A 19,938-nucleotide genomic window follows, 5' to 3' on the forward strand; every position below is an offset into this window, starting at 1 on the left:
GGATGGGGGATTGTTGATCATCACAAGCAAGACTTAAGGCTGACATTCATCTTCTTTAGGATTCTTTTTACAAAACGGGCTGTTTAAGCGCTTCTTGACACTGCGCTGTGGTATGACAGCACCTGGACGACATATGGGCAAGTTTTCGGCTTTGTAATTCTCACACCAAGTTCCCCCCCATTTATCTTTATCACGGAAGCCAGCTTGGAGCATGCAAGCTTCAATGGTTGCATTCTCATTAAAACTGAGCTTTTTATTTTCTGGAAAAACATTATAAGGTGTTGGCATGCCACATTCTAATAAGGCTTTTGCTACCTCGGTAAAATCTGCGCCAGCCTTCTCCCACATATATATCTCTCCTGCAGGAGGTTTGTCTATATTTTCAATACCACATCCAGCTATACTTAGCAGAATTAACCCACTTAATAATTTAAAAAATATATTCATTTTTTCCCCCCTGATTTACCTGATTTAATTGAATCAATTTGGTCATGATGCTTATAAGAAGCCCCATAAGCTTTCTGACATCTTTGATCCGCATGGCCATAACAAGCATGAACATTAGGATAACTTGTTAGAATTTTCCACGCTTCGTTCCATCTGTTACTGCCTGTAGGAACTTGGTATAAAGTCGCAGGATTGCCTCCAATCACACCACCAACAAAGTCATATTGATGATTTTCCAAACCAACACTCGTTTGTTTGTTATCACTCACATAAGTTAACAGACCGGATGCAGTCAAAGCATTAAAGGCTGGTCCATAGAAATTGATATTCGTATTGTCAGCTATCCCGTGCACACCTTCTTGTTTGAAAGAATTCAGCATATTCCCCAATGTCATCGTCCCGCGGCTATGGCCATAAAGTTCTAACCCTGTAATACCATGGCTATACATCAGATCTTTTGCTTCTTGTGTGGAATTGGTCAAACCCCAAAAGTCATTTTCCAGAAACTTCTGATAGCCCGCGACCAAAAGTTCTGAGATAGCAGAATCCGCTTCGGGGAACACAACAAAATAGAGCGGAGCATTCTTATCCTTCGCATGTTGCTCTGCATAAACAGCGGCTTCCTCTGGTGGAGTAAAAATGCCATTAAAGGAGACATGCACCTTGCCATCAGTACCTTCTTGCAAATGCTGCTTTTCCTCAGCCGTTAAATAATGTGATTGAGGTATTGGTCGTCCCTGCTTATCTCTTTTATACTTCCCATTTTCATCTTTTGCATAGATCACATTGCCCTTTTCATCACGGTCGACCACAGCTAGGGGATGCTCTTTGATAAACATGGTTTTATAGGATTCATCGCTCACTTTAAACCCTTCTTCTAAAAGTTGGGTTGCCATTTCACGGTTTTCATGGACGATGTGTTCCAGCTTGGTGACGTCTAGCTGTTGGACACCCTGATGGGCTGCAACAGTGTTGTGGTTCAGGGAGGCTACGGCTTGTTCTGCATCTTGCCCTGTCAATGCCTTCTGCCCAGCTTCATCAGTCAAGACGATGGTGCCATCGTTAATGGCGGATTTGGTATATCCTTCCTCTGAATCTTTAGCTTTCGCATGATCTAAGACATTTTTGGCAATGTTCTTCCCGACACCATATTTGCCCTGATACATCGGACCACCCACAGCAATACTGAAACCTTGGCTGTTCGCTTGCGCATACGCACTGTTGGTGATGTCACTTGTGCTCATGCTTCCTGTGGTCAGGCTGTTTTGTTCTGCCGGCGCGGTGCTGGAAATAAGCCCACCTGTCAGCTTTGTTTTATCTTGAACGTTGATATCAAAGCCGCCATCACCAGCTTTGATGCCTGATTGCTCCACAACACTATGATAATCGCTAGAGGATTTATCCTTGTTCAAGGAAACAGTGCTTAAGGCGGCATCATCCTTTTCCCCGCCATTATAACCAAAAGAAACCGATTGCTGCTTGCTGGAACTTTCTCCCGTATCACTGCGGCTGGTAATGGTCAAATCACCCCATACTTCCATTTCTACACGCTCTCCAGAAGCCACAGCGCCTGCCAATGTGGTGTTTCCCCTACTGTTGGTGTAAAGAGTGCCCGTACCAATGATATGGCTGTTCTTCTGGTGAACCGCCTCACCGGAACCCTTCCCTTTACCAAAAGAAGCATTACCCAGCAACCCTGCGCCACCAGTACCATAACTATATCCAATATTCATTGAAGCACTTTGCATGTTGTTTTGTGTGCTTTGCTTGTTTTGTGCACTTTCAAAGGTGATATCTTGCCCTGCTTCCAAGGTGATATTCCCACTCTGTGCATCATTATCCTGCGAATAAGCAGAATTTGTACCAGCAAAAATATCCGCTCCAAAACCATGGAGGCTGCCTTTATGGGCATGCATGGTGAGTGCTCGCCCCCCTTCTATTTTATCGGTTACCGCAGACAATGCATGAGACGATGCCTCTGCCTTCTCTGTCTTAAAGCCCCCTGTAATGCTGCTGGAAATATCAACGATATTGAGAAGACCTTCTTTTGTTGATCCACCACCCTTGATCCCATCATAAAAACCTTTGCCTTTGTCATAGAGATCTTTCCCTTTTAAACCAGCAATGACACCACTGCCTATCTTGTAGATCCCATCCCCATAAACAAAACCTTTTGTCCCTTCCCTGATATCCTGGAGCTTGCCAACAAGCCCAACATTGACAGAACCTGTAAAACCAGCAAAGGACTTTTCATGCGTTTCTTGTGCGTTAGAGGTATCATAGCTTTCTGATAGGGTGATATTATTGCCCGCATCAATGTTGACATCACGATTTGCCGAAACATTTGTCGCTTGTAAATTCACATCATGATCGGCATTAAACTGCACATCTTTGCCCGCCTTGAAATGAGATAGCGTATTGGTATTTTCCAATTGATCCACCGTATCTTTAGCGCTTGCAATTCCAACACCCACGGAAGCACCGCTAGGGTTCTTTTCAAACTGAAACCCAAAACCTTCCCGCTCTTCTACAGAGTTTGACTTATGGCTATTGTGACCAGGTGAAACATTCACATCATGGACTGCCGAAACATGAATATTTTCTTGCGCAGTAAAATCAGAGCCCACAACGTTCACATCTTTTCTGGTGGCAGTGATGGTGATATTTTTCCCATTGAGAGAAGAGCCCGCATGTTCAAAACTCTCTTCATTTCGCACTTTCCTATCACTTCCGTATACCGATAAAAAGCCCTTGCTTGATCCCACACCAAAACCTGTTTCATGCTCCTGTGAATGGCTGCTATGGTGATCTGTCATGCCATCAAGCGTCACATCTGCACCTGTCACATTGATGTCTTGATCTGAAACAAGATGAGAAGCTGAAACCTTGACTTCTTTGTGCGCCTCTATGTCAATCTTGCCACTCGCTCCCAAAACAGTGGAAACCGTTGTGCTATGCGATTGAGAGCTATCAGAAGATTTCTCGTGTAAAAAACTCCTTGAAGACGATTGCTGTTGTTGATCAAACTGTTCTTGAGCGCCTTTGATAGTAATCTTGCCACCAGAGTGAATAGAAATATCTGCTTTTGTCTGCTTTTCCGTTTTCTCTTCTTTGCCAGAAAGCAGTATAGAGCCAATGATTGTTGTGTCTTTTCCAGATTCAACAGCAACACCTTCTCCCCCTGTTATGCTTGAACCCAAAACTTGCGTAGCATCAGAAGTTTCATGATAGGATGAGCTTCCTCCTAAAAATCTGCCATCTTCTGTGTGGCTCGATATCTCAGTATGTAAGCTATCCTCTGCATTGGTGATAAGGACATCGTTGCTGGCTTTCAGCCCTACCTTGCCATCAGCCGTAACAGAACTGCCCGTGATGCTAAGGTCATGCGCCTTTCCATCCTGCCCTGCAATGACAGTGGTATCACCCCCTGATTTTATCGAAGAGCCCAGAGAAATAGACTCTTGCCTGTCAATACTAAAGTCGCTTTTCTGAAAATGATAATCTCTTTCATCGTTTCTCACCCCTACCGTTATCTCCCCTTGGGCACCAAGAGCAACATTGCCCTTCGTATCTATATCGGAAGCAGCAATATGCATATCACCACCGGAGATGACAGTGGTATCTTTTCCAGAACTTAAATGAGAGCCATTGTGTAAGGCGACATGGGAAGTTTGCCCATCCTGCGTATGATTGTCCATGCTGCTGCGCGTGGCATCAATCGAAACATTGCCCTCAGCTTTTAAGAAAAGATTATCCTTTGTTTGAACATCAGAGCCTAGAACATTGAGATCTTTTCCAGAGCTAAGTGTCGTTGCCCCCCCAGAATTGACTTCTGATTTATGATGCATGGTGGCATCACCCTGTTCATCATGGTAATGCGTTTGTGCTGAACCTATTGTTAAATTGCCCTGCTCTGTAGCCATGGCAAGATCACCCTTCGTGGTGATCCTCACCCCTGAAGCTGTGAGATCTTGTTTGGCAATCACGCGCGCATTACCACCAACAGAAAGCGCATCGGTATTTAAAACAGTCTCCACACCCTCAACACTTGTGCGCCCTGCGTCAAAGCGGATATTCTTCTCCGCAAGGATAACAGCATCCCCACCAGCCGCAAAATGCCCTCCTTGAGCGAGAATATCACCACCATGCACAGACAAATTATGGGTAGCACTTATCCGCCCTGAATTGCTTATCGTGGAATTGCTGGTATTTTGGCTGGTGATATTGACATCATCCCCCATGATCAAAGCACCAGCAGAGACAAGGGAGGATCTGTCTTTTTCGGGGATGTAAAGCACCGGTGCGTAAACATCCATGCCCTTTACGCTTTGACGCACATAAATCACCATCGGGGCTTCTAGAGAGGCCAACTGTTCTTCACTTAAAGGCTCACCAAAGGGGAGATTGTGTGCTTTTGCATATTCCGCCCCTCTATCCAGCAAAGTTTTGACTTGTTCAATGGCATCACTTCCAGGAATAAAAGAGCCTTTTCCTAAACCTTGACCAACAAGATCACGCATTTGCTTTTCAATCAGCTGCTTTTCAAAATACGCATCCCCTAAGAAAAAAATCTCCCGATCAGGATTGTAGCCAATTCTGTTCAAATAATAAGCTGAGCCATAAAACTTGCCAACATCGAGGAATTCTGCCCGCGTTTCATAAAGAAAATTTTGTTTCGGCAGCGTGCCACCAACCCCACCCGATTGGGGTTTTGGTAAAGGCAACGAACTCCCATCCGAAACACCAGCTGTACCAGCTATAGAGATGTTTGGTGTAAATAAAGCACCAGCACCGGTTAAACCGCTTAATGCCTCCAGTGGATTACCTCCAGCCGCTTTGGCTTCAAAATGCGCATCCCCCGTAATCGAGCCTTCCGCTGCCGTGTTGTCGAGTTGATCAACCACCAAATTCAATGTGCCCGCCGCTTGGACAAGACCAGAAACGCTCTCCAAAGCTTCTGAGCGGATATGACGATCCTTGCCATTGGCTATGTCTAAAGAAACATCGCGGCTTCCATCAGCTTTATAGCCATAACAACTGTCTGTGTTTGCATGACAAACCATATAGGTGTTTTTATAAGCCGTTGCTCCTAAATTGGTTAGCACGCCGGCATGGATATCAGCGTTTCCTTCCGCTCTCATAATGCTATAGTTATTCTCAATGGTATCAGCGTTAATGATGAGATTGCCGTGAGATTGTATCATTCCCTGAACAGACGGTTTATGCGAAAACCCTTGCGTAATAGTTTGTTCGGTCATGTGTGACCAGTTTTTCTCTGGGGATAAAAACCCCCAGTTATCACCATTCCATTTATATGTTTGCATATGATCTCTAGCATGCGCCCGTCCTTTTACCCAAGTAAAAGCCTTGTAAGCTGTTCCATCTTTCAAAGTTAGCTTACCGTATGATCCTTCCTTATTACCAAAAAGTACTTCGTCCAAACTAAATAATGTATGCTCGATGTTAATACCGAGAATTGTGTTTGGCTCTTCAATGTGCCCTTTTCCCCAAAGATCGCGCCTTGTATCGTGATATAACAACCCATCTCTGCTATCATGAAAATCATCTGGCTTTTCAAATGAAATGGTCGCATATTCCGTTTTTTCTGTGATGACAGGCGTGCTATCGGCTTCGTTTTTCAGGGTGTTGGTTTGAATATTTAAGCTTCCACCAGCTTGAATCAAGCCTGCTTTATTAACAAGAGAAAAGCTTTTCCCGGTACCTTCTGCATTGGTAAAAGATAAATCACCCTCTGCTACAATGGCACCAAAATCATTGAGCAAAGCCCCATCGACTTTGAAGGCTCCACTCCCCCCAGCATAGATTAAACCCGTTTTGCTGTTCCTTGCATCACCCCTCACGCTAAAGGCTAAATTCTGTCCCGATGCCAATTGACCACTATTTTCAAGCTCCCCTGTTTTGATGGTAAAATCTCTGGCTGCTAAAACAGATGTAGCCTCATCCACCATAACGCCTGGAGCAACAAAAAGAATATCTCCAGTCCCCCCCTGATCTGTCACGGCTTGTAGCCTTGCATGGACAATCTCAAGAGCTTTGGTACTGTTAAAATCTAAACCGCCATAAGTCAGCGTGCTCCCCGAAACATCAATATGATCCCCCTTTAAATACAGCGTTTGCGGTGTGTAAATATGAGAACGATTATTGCTTAAATCGAGAGCGTTTGCCGTTAACCTCACATCCCCCTTAGCAGACAGCTCATTCTCAACACTGATCCCTCCTGATACCGATGTCAATGTTGCTGTGCCAGAGCCGATAACCTGACCATAATAAATGTCTTGGCCAGCAGAAAGTTCAATATTTTCACTACTAACAATCTGCCCAACCTTTACACCCCTTTGTGCCGTGAGAGAAAGGGAACCTTTGTCATGCAAAGAAAGAGCGCCTGTAGCTCTTGCACTCGATTGAGCAAAATCAACACCCGTAATAAGTGTTCCTGCATCCAGATTCTCAACCTTTAAAACAGTATCACCACCCGTCATCAGTGAAGCAAAATCGACTACCCCTCCATCAATCACTGCTTTGCCATAGGCTACAAGTTGATCAAAATGAACCGCAGCATTTGTTTCTGGTTGTGCATGAATGGCAACATTTTGATGCGACAGAATTGTTTGAGAAACTGAAAGCCCGTTATGAGAAACCAGGGTGATATCTCCTGCTCCATAAACACTTTCAGCGAAAATCGCACCTTGACTGCTCTGGAGAGCAACATCCCCTTGGGAGCCAAGAACAACAACACCAGCAGTACCCGTTGCCGCCATATCAACCCCACCAGCTAAAAGCTGCGCCTGGATATCACCTCCGGCATGTGCCTTGAGGTTCCTTTGCGCTAAAACAATCCCCTCAAGCCTCAAGTCTCCGCCCGCTTCAAGAGCCATATCAGCACCTGACCCTAGCCCTGAAACTTGGAGAAAATGGCGCGAAGATAGCTCCATATTGCCCCCCGATGTTGCTTTTCCTGCAATCAATAAAAGCCCATCCTGCGCATCTACGCTCAAATGACCATCCGCACCAACCGTCTCTAACGTGACATCCTTTTTTGCTGCAATCTCAATATGCTTTTTCGACGTAATGTGCTTTGCTAATACGCTCTGGCTTTTCGATTTGAGGACAACACCATCATGACCAAAGACATCCTTCAACGAGAGTTTCCCATCCGCAGAAAGATGTAACTGCCCCGCATTGGCCGCCATATCATGACGCATGCGAACCCCAACACCTTTTTCTGTCGCCACAAGTTTTATTCTGTCCGCCTGTAGAGCCCCTAACGCAGAACCATCTATCGCATATTCCGGTTTGCCGGTAATATCGGTCAGTTCCTTCATCTGCCGAGATGCGTAATCAAAGTGACCCGTGCCTGCTGTCACTCCAATCTCCCTCCCCGCAACAGCTCCTTCAAAATGCACTGTGCGTGAGACAATATCGACAATATCAACAGCACCTTGACCAGAGAAAAAATTCGCTCCCTTTGCTCCAAAGGTGATATCCCCACCTCGCACCTCAAAGCCTTTCAGAAAACCGCTCCCATCAATTTCTGGTACACCTGTGGTTAAGGTCGCATGGGGCGTATTGATAAAACCACAACCATCACAACTTATCCCATTGGGATTGGCTATAATCACATCTGCTTGATGCCCAAAAACCTCCGCTGGACCTTTCAACGCACTGCGCTTGCCACTGGTTACTTCATTTAAAATCACTTTTGCTGAACCCGTAACACGCAAATGCGGATTGCCCGGCATAATGCCACCCAACTGCGATTGTCCCACTTCTTGCGCATGATTGTTTAAAATGACACCTGGATTTCCAATATTGAAATCGTAATATTTATTGTGTGATAAGCCTTTGCCATTGGGTGTAACAATATCAATCGAGGAAACCCCATTGGGTGCTGCCACAATATCAGGACGATGAGCGGCACCTGCGTTAGGATCAACAACAATTTGCGCCTGTAACATTGCTGGCTGTAAAAGAAAAGGGAAACCAATCCCACCTACCAAAACCTTTTTAAGCATAGTACTCGATACTAAAACTTCAAACAAAATTGCCATTTTCGCTTTCATATCATATGACACTTCTTCCCCTCCTATCTATGCTTAAAGACTCATTGTTAATGTCATAAAAAATGTTCCTGGCTTCTTGTGCTTAAATGTGCTCCAAAAAATACTGGAGTAACTTGCATCAAGAGATACGATGCCCCCTGCAAGCTTTACACCTGCTGTCCAACCCGCAAGCCGCTCACGCCTAAAACCATACAAAGGTTGCGAAAACACACGACCATAATCCAAACCAATAAAGGGACGAAGTTCACCAAAAACCTTTTTGAGAATAGTGTTGTTGCTCCACGGAAGAGTTCGTAGCAACAAATCATTACGGATGAAAAAACCATTATTGCCAAAAAGCAAGCTCTCACGCGTGCCACGCACATTGGAAGCGCCACCCAACGACATCTGTTCCGCTCCTAATAAATTATGCGGTGAATATTGCCCTACCAAAAGATTGCTAAGAATAAAGTTTAAGCCTCCCTCCTGAAAGGGAGTCATTACACTGATCGTAGCCGTAAATTTAGAAAATTGAAGCTCAGCATCCCCCGCCCCTCCTCGATCCGTTTTTTTGACAGAATGAAACCAATCAAGCCCTTGCAAATAACCTACATCAAACGTCCATGTTCCACCAAACATTTGGCGAGAATGAGATAGACCCAAATTTGCAACGCTATATTGGCGACTACCAACCTCGATTTTATTACCAAGAAGATAATTGTTAGTGCTCTTATAAGAAAAACCTAAAGTGAGTGTGGTGAGTGAAATACTATCGCGGTTAACAACTGTGCTTGTGCTGACGTGTAATTCACTGGAAGTGCCCGTCGTTTCAATATCTGTAAAATTGCCTTTGATAATGCTCTGATAATTATAGGCATAGCCATTTAAAGCAAAGGTCCAATAACCGTACGGAATACTCATACTCGCTGAAATATTATTGCTATGCCCCTCTTGTTTGCTCTCACCCCAATAATCGGGTTCACTGCGTTGATAGCTAAAATCCCATAAATCATTAATTCTTAAAATATTCTCCAGTTTTAAGCTTGCACTATAACGCGCATAACCCGTAGAGGCTTGTCCCAAATTATCATGGGAAACGCTAACCCTCAAAGTTTGATCAGGATGATTGTTAATATTAAGAATAGTGCTGCCCTCTTCTCTTCCTGGAAGAAGCTCACTTTGAGCATGGGCTGACTGAAGCCTGTTGATCTGATCAAGCCCTTGTTCAACATCACGCATATTGAGTATGTGCCCTTTAAGTCCAGGAAAAGCACTCCACACAATCTCATTATAGGGAGAAGCCAGAGAGCCGTTATAGTAAATATCTGAAAGCTTGCCCTCAACAACAATAAACTTCAGCTCTTTACTGCTTTTGATATCTTGATCGGGAATATAAAAACGCGCCGTCACATAGCCTTTATCCAAATAAACCTTGGTTAACTGTTTGACCAATGTCTGGATATCAGAAAGACCAATACATCTCCCAACATAAGGCTCCGTTATGGCTGAAAGAGCGTGCTTTTTGACGTAATGCGCTCCCTCAACAACAATATGATGAATAGCAAAGCAATTTCCACCACTAAAAATTGCTTTATGATTGCTTTTAGAAGGCGTCTTAGTTTCTTTAGGCGTTAAAGCACGTAAATGCTCAATTCTCTCTAACCTTTGCTTCTCAGACCGTTGGCGAGAAAAATCATCCGTTGGCAATTGTGGATGTAAAACAGCCAAAGATTGTGCATAAACACTTACACCATTTAAAAAACCAAATAAAACAAAAATAGCTCGAAAAAGCCTTAAAAAGCTTTCCTGGCGTAAAAAGATAAATAACAATACAGATTTGCCCCCCACTTTTGTCATTCTGTAAGCATTGCTCTAAAAGCAACTAAAAAACTTGATTAGAACTGAATGCTTATTAAAGATGAAAATGACCTACTCTCATGTAAGTTTTGTTAACAAGAGTGTGTATTTTATATCCAAATACAGTTGTAAATATTATTCCACTTTCTTTCATTTGCAATCCAACTTGCTCGCTACATTTACATTATCAATATTGTATATGAAACAGTCAAATAGAGAGATATTCAACGAAATAAAAAAATAAACTTTTTACAAAGATAACTTTGCTCATAACGCTCTCGAGAGTAATAATACAGCAACACGATGAAAACCATAGAAAAATATCATACGTCCATCGTTCTATTGAATTCACTATCTCTGAATAATTTTACATGATTATATTATCTTGCCGCTCTATCAAATCAAAACTTTGACGAACATAATAATAACACCATTCCAATTTGTATTATTATCCCCCCTGTTCTCCATCAAAATTAACCTGCTCCATTGAGCAAAAAACTAAAACTACAAGGACCTTAAAACTCCCTTCACCTGCACAAAGAATAGCCATCTTTATAAGATGCTCCCTGTAAAGAAGAAGAAAGTATTGTTTTTCCTTTAAAGTGCAATGTACGAAGTACTTTATTCTCTAATGTTAAAATTATCAATAAAAATTTTACTTGTTTTGTTGCTACTCCTGCCTTACGTTGTTTCGCTATTGTTATCATTAATGGGGATTGCAGAGTTCCAAAATAGTGAGATAATTGGAAAATTGTACTTGATCTCTAGGGTACTATTATTAGAAGCCATTAGAGACTATTCTCATGCTAAAATTTATGACCTTTCTGAACTTTATTGAAAAAGCCCCCTTACATGAGAAAACTTATGTTTTTGAAATTACCTACATTTATGTAAATGCCAAAGTCTATGATAAAGCTATCACCATAGATGATACTCTTTACGGAAATACCAGAGTTTTTAGCAAGACAGGTATTTATGCTTACATAAATACTTATGAAATATTCATTTGTAGTAAAAATGAAAAAACTCACCAGAGCAAGTCTTGATATCATATTTTATCATACGTATACTCAAGAAGATATAAAAATCAGTACACGGATTAAGCAAATTAGCAGCTACCTGTACTATAAATTTAAGTGCACTATTATCATAATTAGACGTATTTTTGGGCTGAACAAAAGATAATATAGAATCTCTTTTAAAAAGAGTGCTAATCATAAAAATCACTTTTAAAGCTAAAAAAGAGTAGTAGGAACAAAAAACTAAATACAATCAATACCTATACAATTTTCTATATTTAACTGGCTAATTGATTTATTAAAAATATTTTTTATTCTACCGCAAACAGTAACGCAGCGACAGCACGATCTTCCGCTAGCAAAACATTAAATGTACGCACCGCTGCCCCCGTACTCATTGTATCCAATGAAATATGCTTTTCCCATAAAAGCATTCGTAACTCTTCAGGAAGACGCAATAATTCAACCCCAGTACCGACTAATAAAATCTCAATTTTATCTGCCTCTTCCAAAACACGCGCTATATCTTCTCGAGTGGGAATTGGCCCAATCATATTAATACCGTAAATACCTGATGGAACACAAATAATAGAACCTCTATGAGATATATCAGCGAAACGAAAACCTCCATTTCCATAAGCATCAATGGGTGCACGCCCTGGAAAATGTGCCTCACGTATTTGAATTGCTTGAAACATCAGTACGTGTCCTTTATTTTTTTAATAACCTAATTATTTTATCCTCTATCTTCAAAGTCTAGCAAAAAACCAATAACAAATATTGTTATAGTAAGAATAACCCATATAGCAATATTGATGTAAAATCTTTCACATGAAAACCATCTTAGATGGTGTGAAAAGAATTTATAATAAGCTATAATCAGAGATTTCATCCATTATTTTAAAGTATTCATTTTAAAAAGAAAAACTCATCTCAAATTATTTGCTCGAAAAATGCACTACCCACTTCCTATACAAATAATGCCATTATTCAAAGGATAATGAAAACTGCTGCAACATGCAAAACACAAAATAAACCTTTATTAAAAAGGCTACTCTGAAAAAACAAAGAAAATGTACATTCATTTATTAACTATAATAACTGCGCATAAAATGGATGGCTTTCAATATAAGAGCCATCCATTTTTATAAAAACTCGCTTTTAAAAAGACATTATATACACAATTATACTCTAAAATTTTTCTTCCTCTGATTCAGATTGTTTCTTTTTAGAAGAGCCTGTATTTTCCTTTGTTACGACTTTAGTTTTAGACTTTTGTGGTACTTTTATTTTAGTATTGAGTTTTGATTTTTTTTCCGAAATTGGTTCACCTTTTACGCGAACATCTGACAATGTTGAACGGATCACGCGAATACGTACACCATCACAAATCTCAACCTCTAATTCATCATTCTCATCATGAACTTTCGTAATCTTGCCAATGATGCCACCACCCGTTATAATTGTATCACCACGACGTACAGCATTCAGCATTTCTTGTCGTTTTTTTATTTGTGCACGCTGCGGACGAATGAGAAAAAAATACATAATTCCAAAAATTAGAATGAACGGGACGAAAGTAACAAATGAGGTCCCGTTGGAAACATCGCCTGCGACTTGAGCATAAGCGTTAGTAATCAACATTTTTATCTCCTATAGATTAAACTTCAGGTATGTCCCACTCTAATAAAATAAGATTTCCTAGAGTATATTATACAGAGCGATAACTACATAACGTAGTCGCAGCCTTATTAAAAAGGAAATAAATCTTTAAGAGACAGAAAGCAACGGGCAAAAGCTTTTCAAAAACAGATTTATTTTTCTTTTTATATACCGTGAATAAAATATTCTCCCTAATACGAAAAGTAAATCATGCAAAATATTTCTTATCCATTCCAATGAAACATAATTAATCACTCTCTTTAAGCATAATAAGTTTCATTTCTTAAATATTATCAAGTATATTGATTGTGTTACTAAAAATTCACATAAGCTATGAATTTTTAAAATTAAAATAAAGTCATCATGAGTTAATTTTCTAAATATTTGATAGGATCAACAGGTTCAGAATTCTTACGTACCTCAAAATAAACACGCGGAGTTTTCACATTTCCTGAAACACCAGACTTAGCAATTTCATCACCACGACGTACCCTTTGTCCCTTGTTAACAATAAGCTCACTATTATATCCATAAATAGTAATAATATTGTTTTCATGTCGAATCATTACAACATTGCCGAGCTCTTTCAATCCATCACTTGCATAGATAACGATACCATTTTCTGCTGCTTTTACAGATGAACCTTCAGGAACAGCAATGTCTATTCCTCGATTAGTTGCCGTTCCTTTCCTTTGACCAAACTGACTTAATAAACGCCCTCGTACTGGCCAGCGCATCTTAGAAATCCCTGTGGCTTGCGGTGCCACATCATTATTTTCGTTCATAGCTGAATCTAAATTGCCTATTTCATGACTCAATGAAGATATCTGTCTAGAAGAACGTTGCTCAACATTTTTCCTGTTCACCTTTGCAGAAGGCACAACTGTTACAAGAGATTTATAGAGAGGTGAAGACTCCTTATGTTTCACAGAAGATGTGACTTGAGACTGAAGTGAAGATTCTATTTTTGATGTACCCTTCTTATCACCATTATGAGCATTTGAAGTTACTCCCGTGCTCCTAGTTGGAATCATGAGCAACTGACCGATATAAATAGAATTATTGCTTATACCATTTGCTAATTTTAATTCATCAACACTAACTCCTATTTGCCGCGCAATACTTAACAGTGTATCACCACTTTGTACAATGTAAGAGTTTCTTTGAAAAAGAGAAGTGCTATTCACTTGTGAACGGGAAAGCATTCCAAGATTACGTGGGGGCATTCCCATCATTCGACTATCAGAAAAAAATTCTCCACCCCGTTGTTGAAAATTATCTGGAGCACTACTGTTATAGATCTCTTGGCCTCCACTCGATTCCATAGGGGGAAGCTCAGCGCTCTGTATTATGCCACTATTCGATAATACTTGCGAATCGGTGGGCATCGTTGAAAACATGTTTGACTCCATAGAAGTGTCATGATGAGAAAAACGTTGTGTACCAGAACTGCATCCTGCAAGAACCGTAATTATTGTCAAAAGGGCTATTCCCTGGAAATTACACCGAAAAATATTACCCAAAACTTCTAAACACATAGTTTTGCTCACTAACCATACCCAACTGACTCTATTAAAGCTTTTTAGTATTACTTAAGAGTTAAAATAAGGCATTTTATTTATAAATATCCTAACAATAAAACCAAAATGAATTTATCATTAAGTAAAAGTAACATATTTTGGGAGTGTCTTGCTTTAAAAATCAAAGCACTTCCGCAATACCGTCGATAAAGGGTTGATAGCGCACTTGAAACATATCTAAGCGCTCACATCGACTACCAATTTTTGTATAACGCGTCACCATTTGCACTCCTTCATCTGGTCCTATAGCTTGAATAAGAATCCCATTTTCAGCTAAAAGTTCTAAAAATTCTTTTGGTTCATCAGAGCGTGATGGCCAAATAAGAATGCGATCAAATGACCCCAAATCCGCAACTGTATGACTTCCATCAATCTGCTGTATAACGATATTTTCAATTCCTAAAGTTTGAAACTTTTGTCGCGCCAAATCAACAAGCGTTTTATAGCGATCAATTGTTATCACACGGTCACTAAGGCAAGCCATAAGAGCAGTACAAAAACCAGAGCCTGTACCTATTTCTAGGACACGATGTTTTTTTTTCAACGATAAAGCAGAAAGAATTAAAAGCTGTTCTTCCAAACGCTCAATATATTCACCACATTCAATTGGAATAACTTTATTATCATAAGCGCTGTTGAGCCAAGGAGCTGCCATAAACTGTTGTCGCGGAATTTTCTCAAGTGCCGCAAAAAAACGAACATCATCAATTCCTTTGCTGCGCATTTTCAGCACAAGACTTGCTAACTCTTCACGAAATCGTAAAATATCCTTTTGCCCCATAGTATCATTCGTTCCCCAATGGAGAATTTATCTCATCCTCATCATACACACACGTTATTTCCTTTAAAATGGCAAAAATCTGCGTTTGCGCGTTCTTATCATCTGTTAGCAATAAACGCATATTAGTTCTCCTTTGGTAAAACTAAGCAGTAATACAACGCAAGCCCCCCATATAAGGTTGTAAAACATTTGGTATAATAATTGATCCATCAACTTGCTGGTAATTTTCAAGAATGGCAATCAGACAACGACCAACAGCTGTACCAGAACCATTAAGACTATGGATAAAATAGAGTGCTTTATCGCCTTCTTTACGATACCGCGCATTCATGCGTCGCGCTTGAAAATCTCCACAAACTGAACAACTGGAAATTTCACGATAACATCCCTGACCAGGAAGCCAAACCTCAATATCATAAGTCTTACGTGCCGCAAATCCCATATCACCAGTAGACAAAATGACTGTACGAAAAGGCAAACCAAGCCGTTTCAATATATCTTCAGCACATTCTGTCATACGTTCTAGTTCAATTAAAGACTGTTCCTCAGTCGTAATTGATACCATTTCTACTTTCCAAAATTGATGTTGACGCAACATACCACGTGTATCACGCCCCGCAGAACCTGCCTCTGAACGAAAACAAGGAGTCAAAGAAGAAAATCGTAATGGCAACTCTGCTATCTCAAGAACTTCATTGCTAACCAAATTGGTTAATGGTACTTCAGCTGTAGAAATAAGCCAACGGTCATCTGTCGTGCGAAAAAGATCATCAGCAAACTTCGGTAATTGGGCTGCACCATAAACAATTTCATCACGAACAAGAAAAGGAACTGAAACCTCTGTATAACCATGCTCCTCAACATGCACATCAAGCATAAATTGGCCCAATGCACGTTCAAGCCGTGCCAATGCACCTGACAATACTGTGAAGCGTGTCCCCGACAAACGACTTGCTCGTTCAAAATCCATCTGCTTAAGATTTTGGCCAAGATCAAAATGTTCCTTTGGTGTAAAGTCAAACACCGGCGGTGTCCCATAATGACGAATAACAACATTATCACTTTCATCTTTACCTTCTGGAACATCATCCAGTGGGATGTTTGGAAGTTCTGAAAGAGCTTTTTCAAAATTCTCCGTCAAGCGTTTTTCTTCCACTGTAGCAGAAGAAAGGAAGAGTTTAGTCTCTTCAACCTCATCTATCATACGTTCTGCTCTTTCTCGATCACCCACAGCAAAAGCTTGCCCTATTTCCTTTGAAATAACATTACGGCGCTCTTGCGCAGATTGCACCTTAGCCACATGCGTCCGACGTGCAAGATCAAGTTTTATTAATCTTTCAGCTTGCGGCTCAAGCCCTCTTTTTGCCAAAGCTTCATCTAATTTCTCAGGGTGTTCACGAATCCACTTAATATCAAGCATCAGAATTCCTCATTTTTATCGTTTTGCCTTATTTCTTATCACAAAAAAACAGACTTCTCTTAAGAGTTTTTTCTTCTCTTTTCCATGTAGTAAGCAATTAAAATTGAGATCTCATAGAGAGCTATCGTCGGTAAAGCTACTGCAAACATAGTAAAAAAATCTGATGGAGTTACTATTGCCGCAACTATAAAAGAAATAAGAATAGCCCATTTTCGTTTGGAGACCAGAACGTAAGATGTCAAAAGGCCAACTTTCGTTAATAAACTTGTAACAAGAGGTAATTGGAAAATCAAACCAAAAATCAGGATAAATGATGTTAGAAAATTCAAATAATCGGAGATACGGACTATAAACTCTATTCTTAAATGGGTATTAGGAAGAAATTGTTGGGTAAGGCTAAACCATAACATCATCGGTGCCAACAGAGCATAAACAAATGCTCCTCCAATAAAAAATAAAATTGGTCCACCAATGAGAAACGGCAAAAAAGCCATACGCTCATTTTTATAAAGCCCTGGTGCTATAAAGCTATAAAACTGAAAAGCCGTATAAGGAAATGACAAAAGAGCTCCACCAAAAGCAGCAAGTTTCATCTTTGTTAAAAAAGTTTCCCACACTTGCGTCGATTGCAGACGAATAGCTTCAGGATCTCCCCCTGATATCTTCATTGCCCACTGATAAGGCCATATCAAAAAATTCAAGATATAATCTTTGACAAAAAAACACAGCATAAAAGCTATAAAAAATGCAATCAAAGCAGAAATAATTCGCTGACGGAGTTCAATCAAATGCTCTAAAAGCGGAGCCATACTGGCATCAACTTCATTTTTATCAAAACTCATAAAGCACTGTCCCTCTCTTTCGATGTTACAGAAATACTTCTAGAACTATCAAGATCAGCAGCTGTTGTTGAATTTTCATTGGTTGCTTTCTTCTGATCACACTCCAAAATTCCTTTTTCTTTTTCTGATTTATGGCGTAGTGTATTTCCTTCAAAACCATCACGCATACCCTCTCGTGCACTGTGAGTTGGATTAACAGTCTCTGTAGACTCTTCACGTGAATTAAGATCGCTGATGCTGGATAACGTCTTTTGCATATCATCGCACTCAACTTGTCTCATTGCATCATCAAACTGGTAACGAAATTCATGCATTATTGAACGCACATAGGCTATCGTCTTTGCCATAGCCCTTAGCATTTTAGGTAAATCTTTGGGTCCAACGACAACAATGAGAACAAGTAAGATCACGAAAAGCTCTGGCGCATCAATCCCAAACATGGCTTATACTCGATTTCCTCATAAAAAATAATGTATAACGATCTTGGCGCTTTGTTTACTTTACATGCTGTTTTTTGGTAACAGACGTCTTACTTCTTTTAGTAGAAGAAGGAACTTTTCTGTCAGCAGCCGCATACTTTGTCGATTGTGGATAAGATTGTTTAGATTCTACATTAATTGCTTTGGAAGTATGAGACATTTCAAATTTATCCTCAGCACTTTCCTCTTCTTCTTTTATATTCTTTTTGAAAGCTTTAATACCTTTAGCAATATCACCCATTAATTCAGAAACTTTACCACGTCCAAAAAGCACGAGGATAACCAGTAAAATTATAATTAAATGCGTTGGTGAAAAAATATTACCCATTACTCTCTCTCGCTTCTTTTAAATTTGTTTTCATTGAAACATACTCATTCTGTAAAGAATCTTCCAAATATAACTTTGTCTTACATGTATCTTTTTTCACCAAATTAAAGAAAAGTACATATTTCTGACTGCAAACTCACCCTTTAACGTAACTTCATTTCTCAGCGTATCATAACAAATACAGAGCACGCTTTTTTCAAACAAAAGACAAAAGATCTGAAAACTCTTCTCTTAACACAAGCTCATCGGAATGATCGGATTGCAAAACGCGCTTACAAGCATCATGTGTACGTTTCAATGCTTTGCCTTTTAAAAATAACGTCGCATGTGCAATTGCATACATCTCTTCTAGATTACCGTTACAATGAAGAATAATATCACAACCTGCTGCAAAAATTTTACGCGCTAAATCTGAAAAATTTTTCGAAAACATACTTCCAGAAAGAGCTTTCATTGACACATCATCTGACATTAAAAGTCCATCAAAACCAATCTTCCTACGAATAACATTCTCGATAACTTTTTTAGACAATGTTGCAGGAAATTGATCATCAATTGCCTCATAGACAATATGCGCAGTCATCGCAGCTGGCAAATTTGCTAAATTTTTAAAAGGCATAAAATCATATGCTTCTAAGATATTAAGGGATGCATCGACACGTGCCAATTCGAAATGTGTATCGGAAAGTGATCGTCCATGTCCAGGAATATGTTTCATAACTGGTAAAACACCTCCGTCTAAAAGTCCTTGAGCAGCAGCAGACCCTAAAGCCGTAACAGCTTGTACTTCTGAAGCATAGGCACGTGTTCCAATAACATCATGCGCCCCACCAACAAAAATATCTAAAATAGGCAGACAATTAGCATTTATGCCAAACTTCATCAAATCAAATGCATGAAGTCGTGACATAATCCATGCTGCACGAACTCCCTTATCCTGATCTTTTTTATAAAGTTTTCCCAAAACTGCAGCTGCTGGATAATGAGGAACTAGAGGTGGAAGCAAACGTTGTACCCTTCCACCTTCCTGATCAATAAAAATAAAAAGATCATCACGTCCACTTACTTCACGTAAAGATTCAGTAAGTGCCTTGACATCATCGGCTGTACCAATATTGCGTGCAAATAAAATAAAAGCCCAAGGCTTATGTTCAACGATAAAGGCTTTTTCTTTATCTTTTAAAAAAAAATCAGAAATACCAGTAATCATTGCTTTTGTTTCTGACATGATCACAAACCCTTGATCCTTATTTGATCAATAATCCCTCATGCGATTGAGACAGTTCGTCCATCTTATGTCAATTTTTAACAGCACTCTTTTAATACCATACACAACAACTTTATCACTTCCCATATGAAATAAAATTTTCGCCCTGCCCAATTTAAATTATCACTTAAAACGCAAATGTGCTCTTTAAAAATCTGTATGTATATTAGTTTGCGTTTTATTGCACTTGCATAAG

General features: G+C 40.0%; 12 protein-coding genes. All 12 read right to left on the reverse strand.

Annotated elements, in window-relative coordinates:
* Nucleotides 1–33 precede the first annotated feature (33 nt).
* Complete coding sequence (locus MCS_RS01520) at nucleotides 34–447, reverse strand: hypothetical protein (RefSeq protein WP_004854729.1); 414 nt, start codon at nucleotides 445–447, stop codon at nucleotides 34–36.
* Nucleotides 444–8,540: a hemagglutinin repeat-containing protein gene (locus tag MCS_RS01525; protein WP_004854732.1), complete on the reverse strand. Its 8,097-nt coding sequence runs from the start codon at nucleotides 8,538–8,540 to the stop codon at nucleotides 444–446. Before MCS_RS01525 ends, MCS_RS01520 begins: the two co-directional genes overlap by 4 nt.
* Before the next feature lie 21 nt (nucleotides 8,541–8,561).
* Nucleotides 8,562–10,364, reverse strand: a complete 1,803-nt coding sequence (locus tag MCS_RS01530) for a ShlB/FhaC/HecB family hemolysin secretion/activation protein (RefSeq protein ID WP_004854735.1) — start codon at nucleotides 10,362–10,364, stop codon at nucleotides 8,562–8,564.
* A 1,330-nt stretch (nucleotides 10,365–11,694) separates the two neighbouring features.
* Nucleotides 11,695–12,081 carry an Mth938-like domain-containing protein gene (locus MCS_RS01540; protein ID WP_004854745.1) on the reverse strand — a complete coding sequence of 129 codons (387 nt, stop codon included), beginning with the start codon at nucleotides 12,079–12,081 and terminating at the stop codon, nucleotides 11,695–11,697.
* Nucleotides 12,082–12,574: 493 nt separating this feature from the next.
* Complete coding sequence (gene yajC, locus MCS_RS01545) at nucleotides 12,575–13,027, reverse strand: preprotein translocase subunit YajC (RefSeq protein WP_004854747.1); 453 nt, start codon at nucleotides 13,025–13,027, stop codon at nucleotides 12,575–12,577.
* A 386-nt stretch (nucleotides 13,028–13,413) separates the two neighbouring features.
* Nucleotides 13,414–14,583, reverse strand: a complete 1,170-nt coding sequence (locus MCS_RS01550) for a M23 family metallopeptidase (RefSeq protein WP_004854749.1) — start codon at nucleotides 14,581–14,583, stop codon at nucleotides 13,414–13,416.
* Between the two features lie 163 nt (nucleotides 14,584–14,746).
* The gene (locus MCS_RS01555; protein ID WP_004854752.1) at nucleotides 14,747–15,406 is read right to left on the reverse strand and encodes a protein-L-isoaspartate(D-aspartate) O-methyltransferase; all 660 of its coding nucleotides are present in this window, start codon (nucleotides 15,404–15,406) and stop codon (nucleotides 14,747–14,749) included.
* Between the two features lie 142 nt (nucleotides 15,407–15,548).
* The gene (gene serS / locus MCS_RS01560; protein WP_004854761.1) at nucleotides 15,549–16,826 is read right to left on the reverse strand and encodes a serine--tRNA ligase; all 1,278 of its coding nucleotides are present in this window, start codon (nucleotides 16,824–16,826) and stop codon (nucleotides 15,549–15,551) included.
* A gap of 59 nt (nucleotides 16,827–16,885) precedes the next feature.
* Complete coding sequence (gene tatC / locus MCS_RS01565; RefSeq protein ID WP_004854764.1) at nucleotides 16,886–17,668, reverse strand: twin-arginine translocase subunit TatC; 783 nt, start codon at nucleotides 17,666–17,668, stop codon at nucleotides 16,886–16,888.
* Complete coding sequence (tatB, locus tag MCS_RS01570) at nucleotides 17,665–18,108, reverse strand: Sec-independent protein translocase protein TatB (protein ID WP_004854765.1); 444 nt, start codon at nucleotides 18,106–18,108, stop codon at nucleotides 17,665–17,667. Before tatB ends, tatC begins: the two co-directional genes overlap by 4 nt.
* Nucleotides 18,109–18,163: 55 nt before the next feature.
* Nucleotides 18,164–18,475, reverse strand: a complete 312-nt coding sequence (tatA, locus tag MCS_RS01575) for a twin-arginine translocase TatA/TatE family subunit (RefSeq protein ID WP_004854769.1) — start codon at nucleotides 18,473–18,475, stop codon at nucleotides 18,164–18,166.
* Nucleotides 18,476–18,671: 196 nt separating this feature from the next.
* Nucleotides 18,672–19,703, reverse strand: a complete 1,032-nt coding sequence (nagZ, locus tag MCS_RS01580; RefSeq protein WP_004854772.1) for a beta-N-acetylhexosaminidase — start codon at nucleotides 19,701–19,703, stop codon at nucleotides 18,672–18,674.
* Nucleotides 19,704–19,938 lie beyond the last annotated feature (235 nt).

The organism is Bartonella doshiae NCTC 12862 = ATCC 700133, from assembly GCF_000278155.1.
GTDB classification, from domain to species: domain Bacteria; phylum Pseudomonadota; class Alphaproteobacteria; order Rhizobiales; family Rhizobiaceae; genus Bartonella; species Bartonella doshiae.

Excerpts from the sequence above, each read along its gene's own strand:
- MCS_RS01520 (WP_004854729.1), bottom strand. The coding sequence starts at position 447 with ATGAATATATTTTTTAAATTATTAAGTGGGTTAATTCTGCTAAGTATA.
- MCS_RS01530 (WP_004854735.1), bottom strand. The coding sequence starts at position 10,364 with ATGACAAAAGTGGGGGGCAAATCTGTATTGTTATTTATCTTTTTACGC.
- MCS_RS01540 (WP_004854745.1), bottom strand. The coding sequence starts at position 12,081 with ATGTTTCAAGCAATTCAAATACGTGAGGCACATTTTCCAGGGCGTGCA.
- yajC (WP_004854747.1), bottom strand. The coding sequence starts at position 13,027 with ATGTTGATTACTAACGCTTATGCTCAAGTCGCAGGCGATGTTTCCAAC.
- MCS_RS01550 (WP_004854749.1), bottom strand. The coding sequence starts at position 14,583 with ATGTGTTTAGAAGTTTTGGGTAATATTTTTCGGTGTAATTTCCAGGGA.
- MCS_RS01555 (WP_004854752.1), bottom strand. The coding sequence starts at position 15,406 with ATGGGGCAAAAGGATATTTTACGATTTCGTGAAGAGTTAGCAAGTCTT.
- serS (WP_004854761.1), bottom strand. The coding sequence starts at position 16,826 with ATGCTTGATATTAAGTGGATTCGTGAACACCCTGAGAAATTAGATGAA.
- tatC (WP_004854764.1), bottom strand. The coding sequence starts at position 17,668 with ATGAGTTTTGATAAAAATGAAGTTGATGCCAGTATGGCTCCGCTTTTA.
- tatB (WP_004854765.1), bottom strand. The coding sequence starts at position 18,108 with ATGTTTGGGATTGATGCGCCAGAGCTTTTCGTGATCTTACTTGTTCTC.
- tatA (WP_004854769.1), bottom strand. The coding sequence starts at position 18,475 with ATGGGTAATATTTTTTCACCAACGCATTTAATTATAATTTTACTGGTT.
- nagZ (WP_004854772.1), bottom strand. The coding sequence starts at position 19,703 with ATGTCAGAAACAAAAGCAATGATTACTGGTATTTCTGATTTTTTTTTA.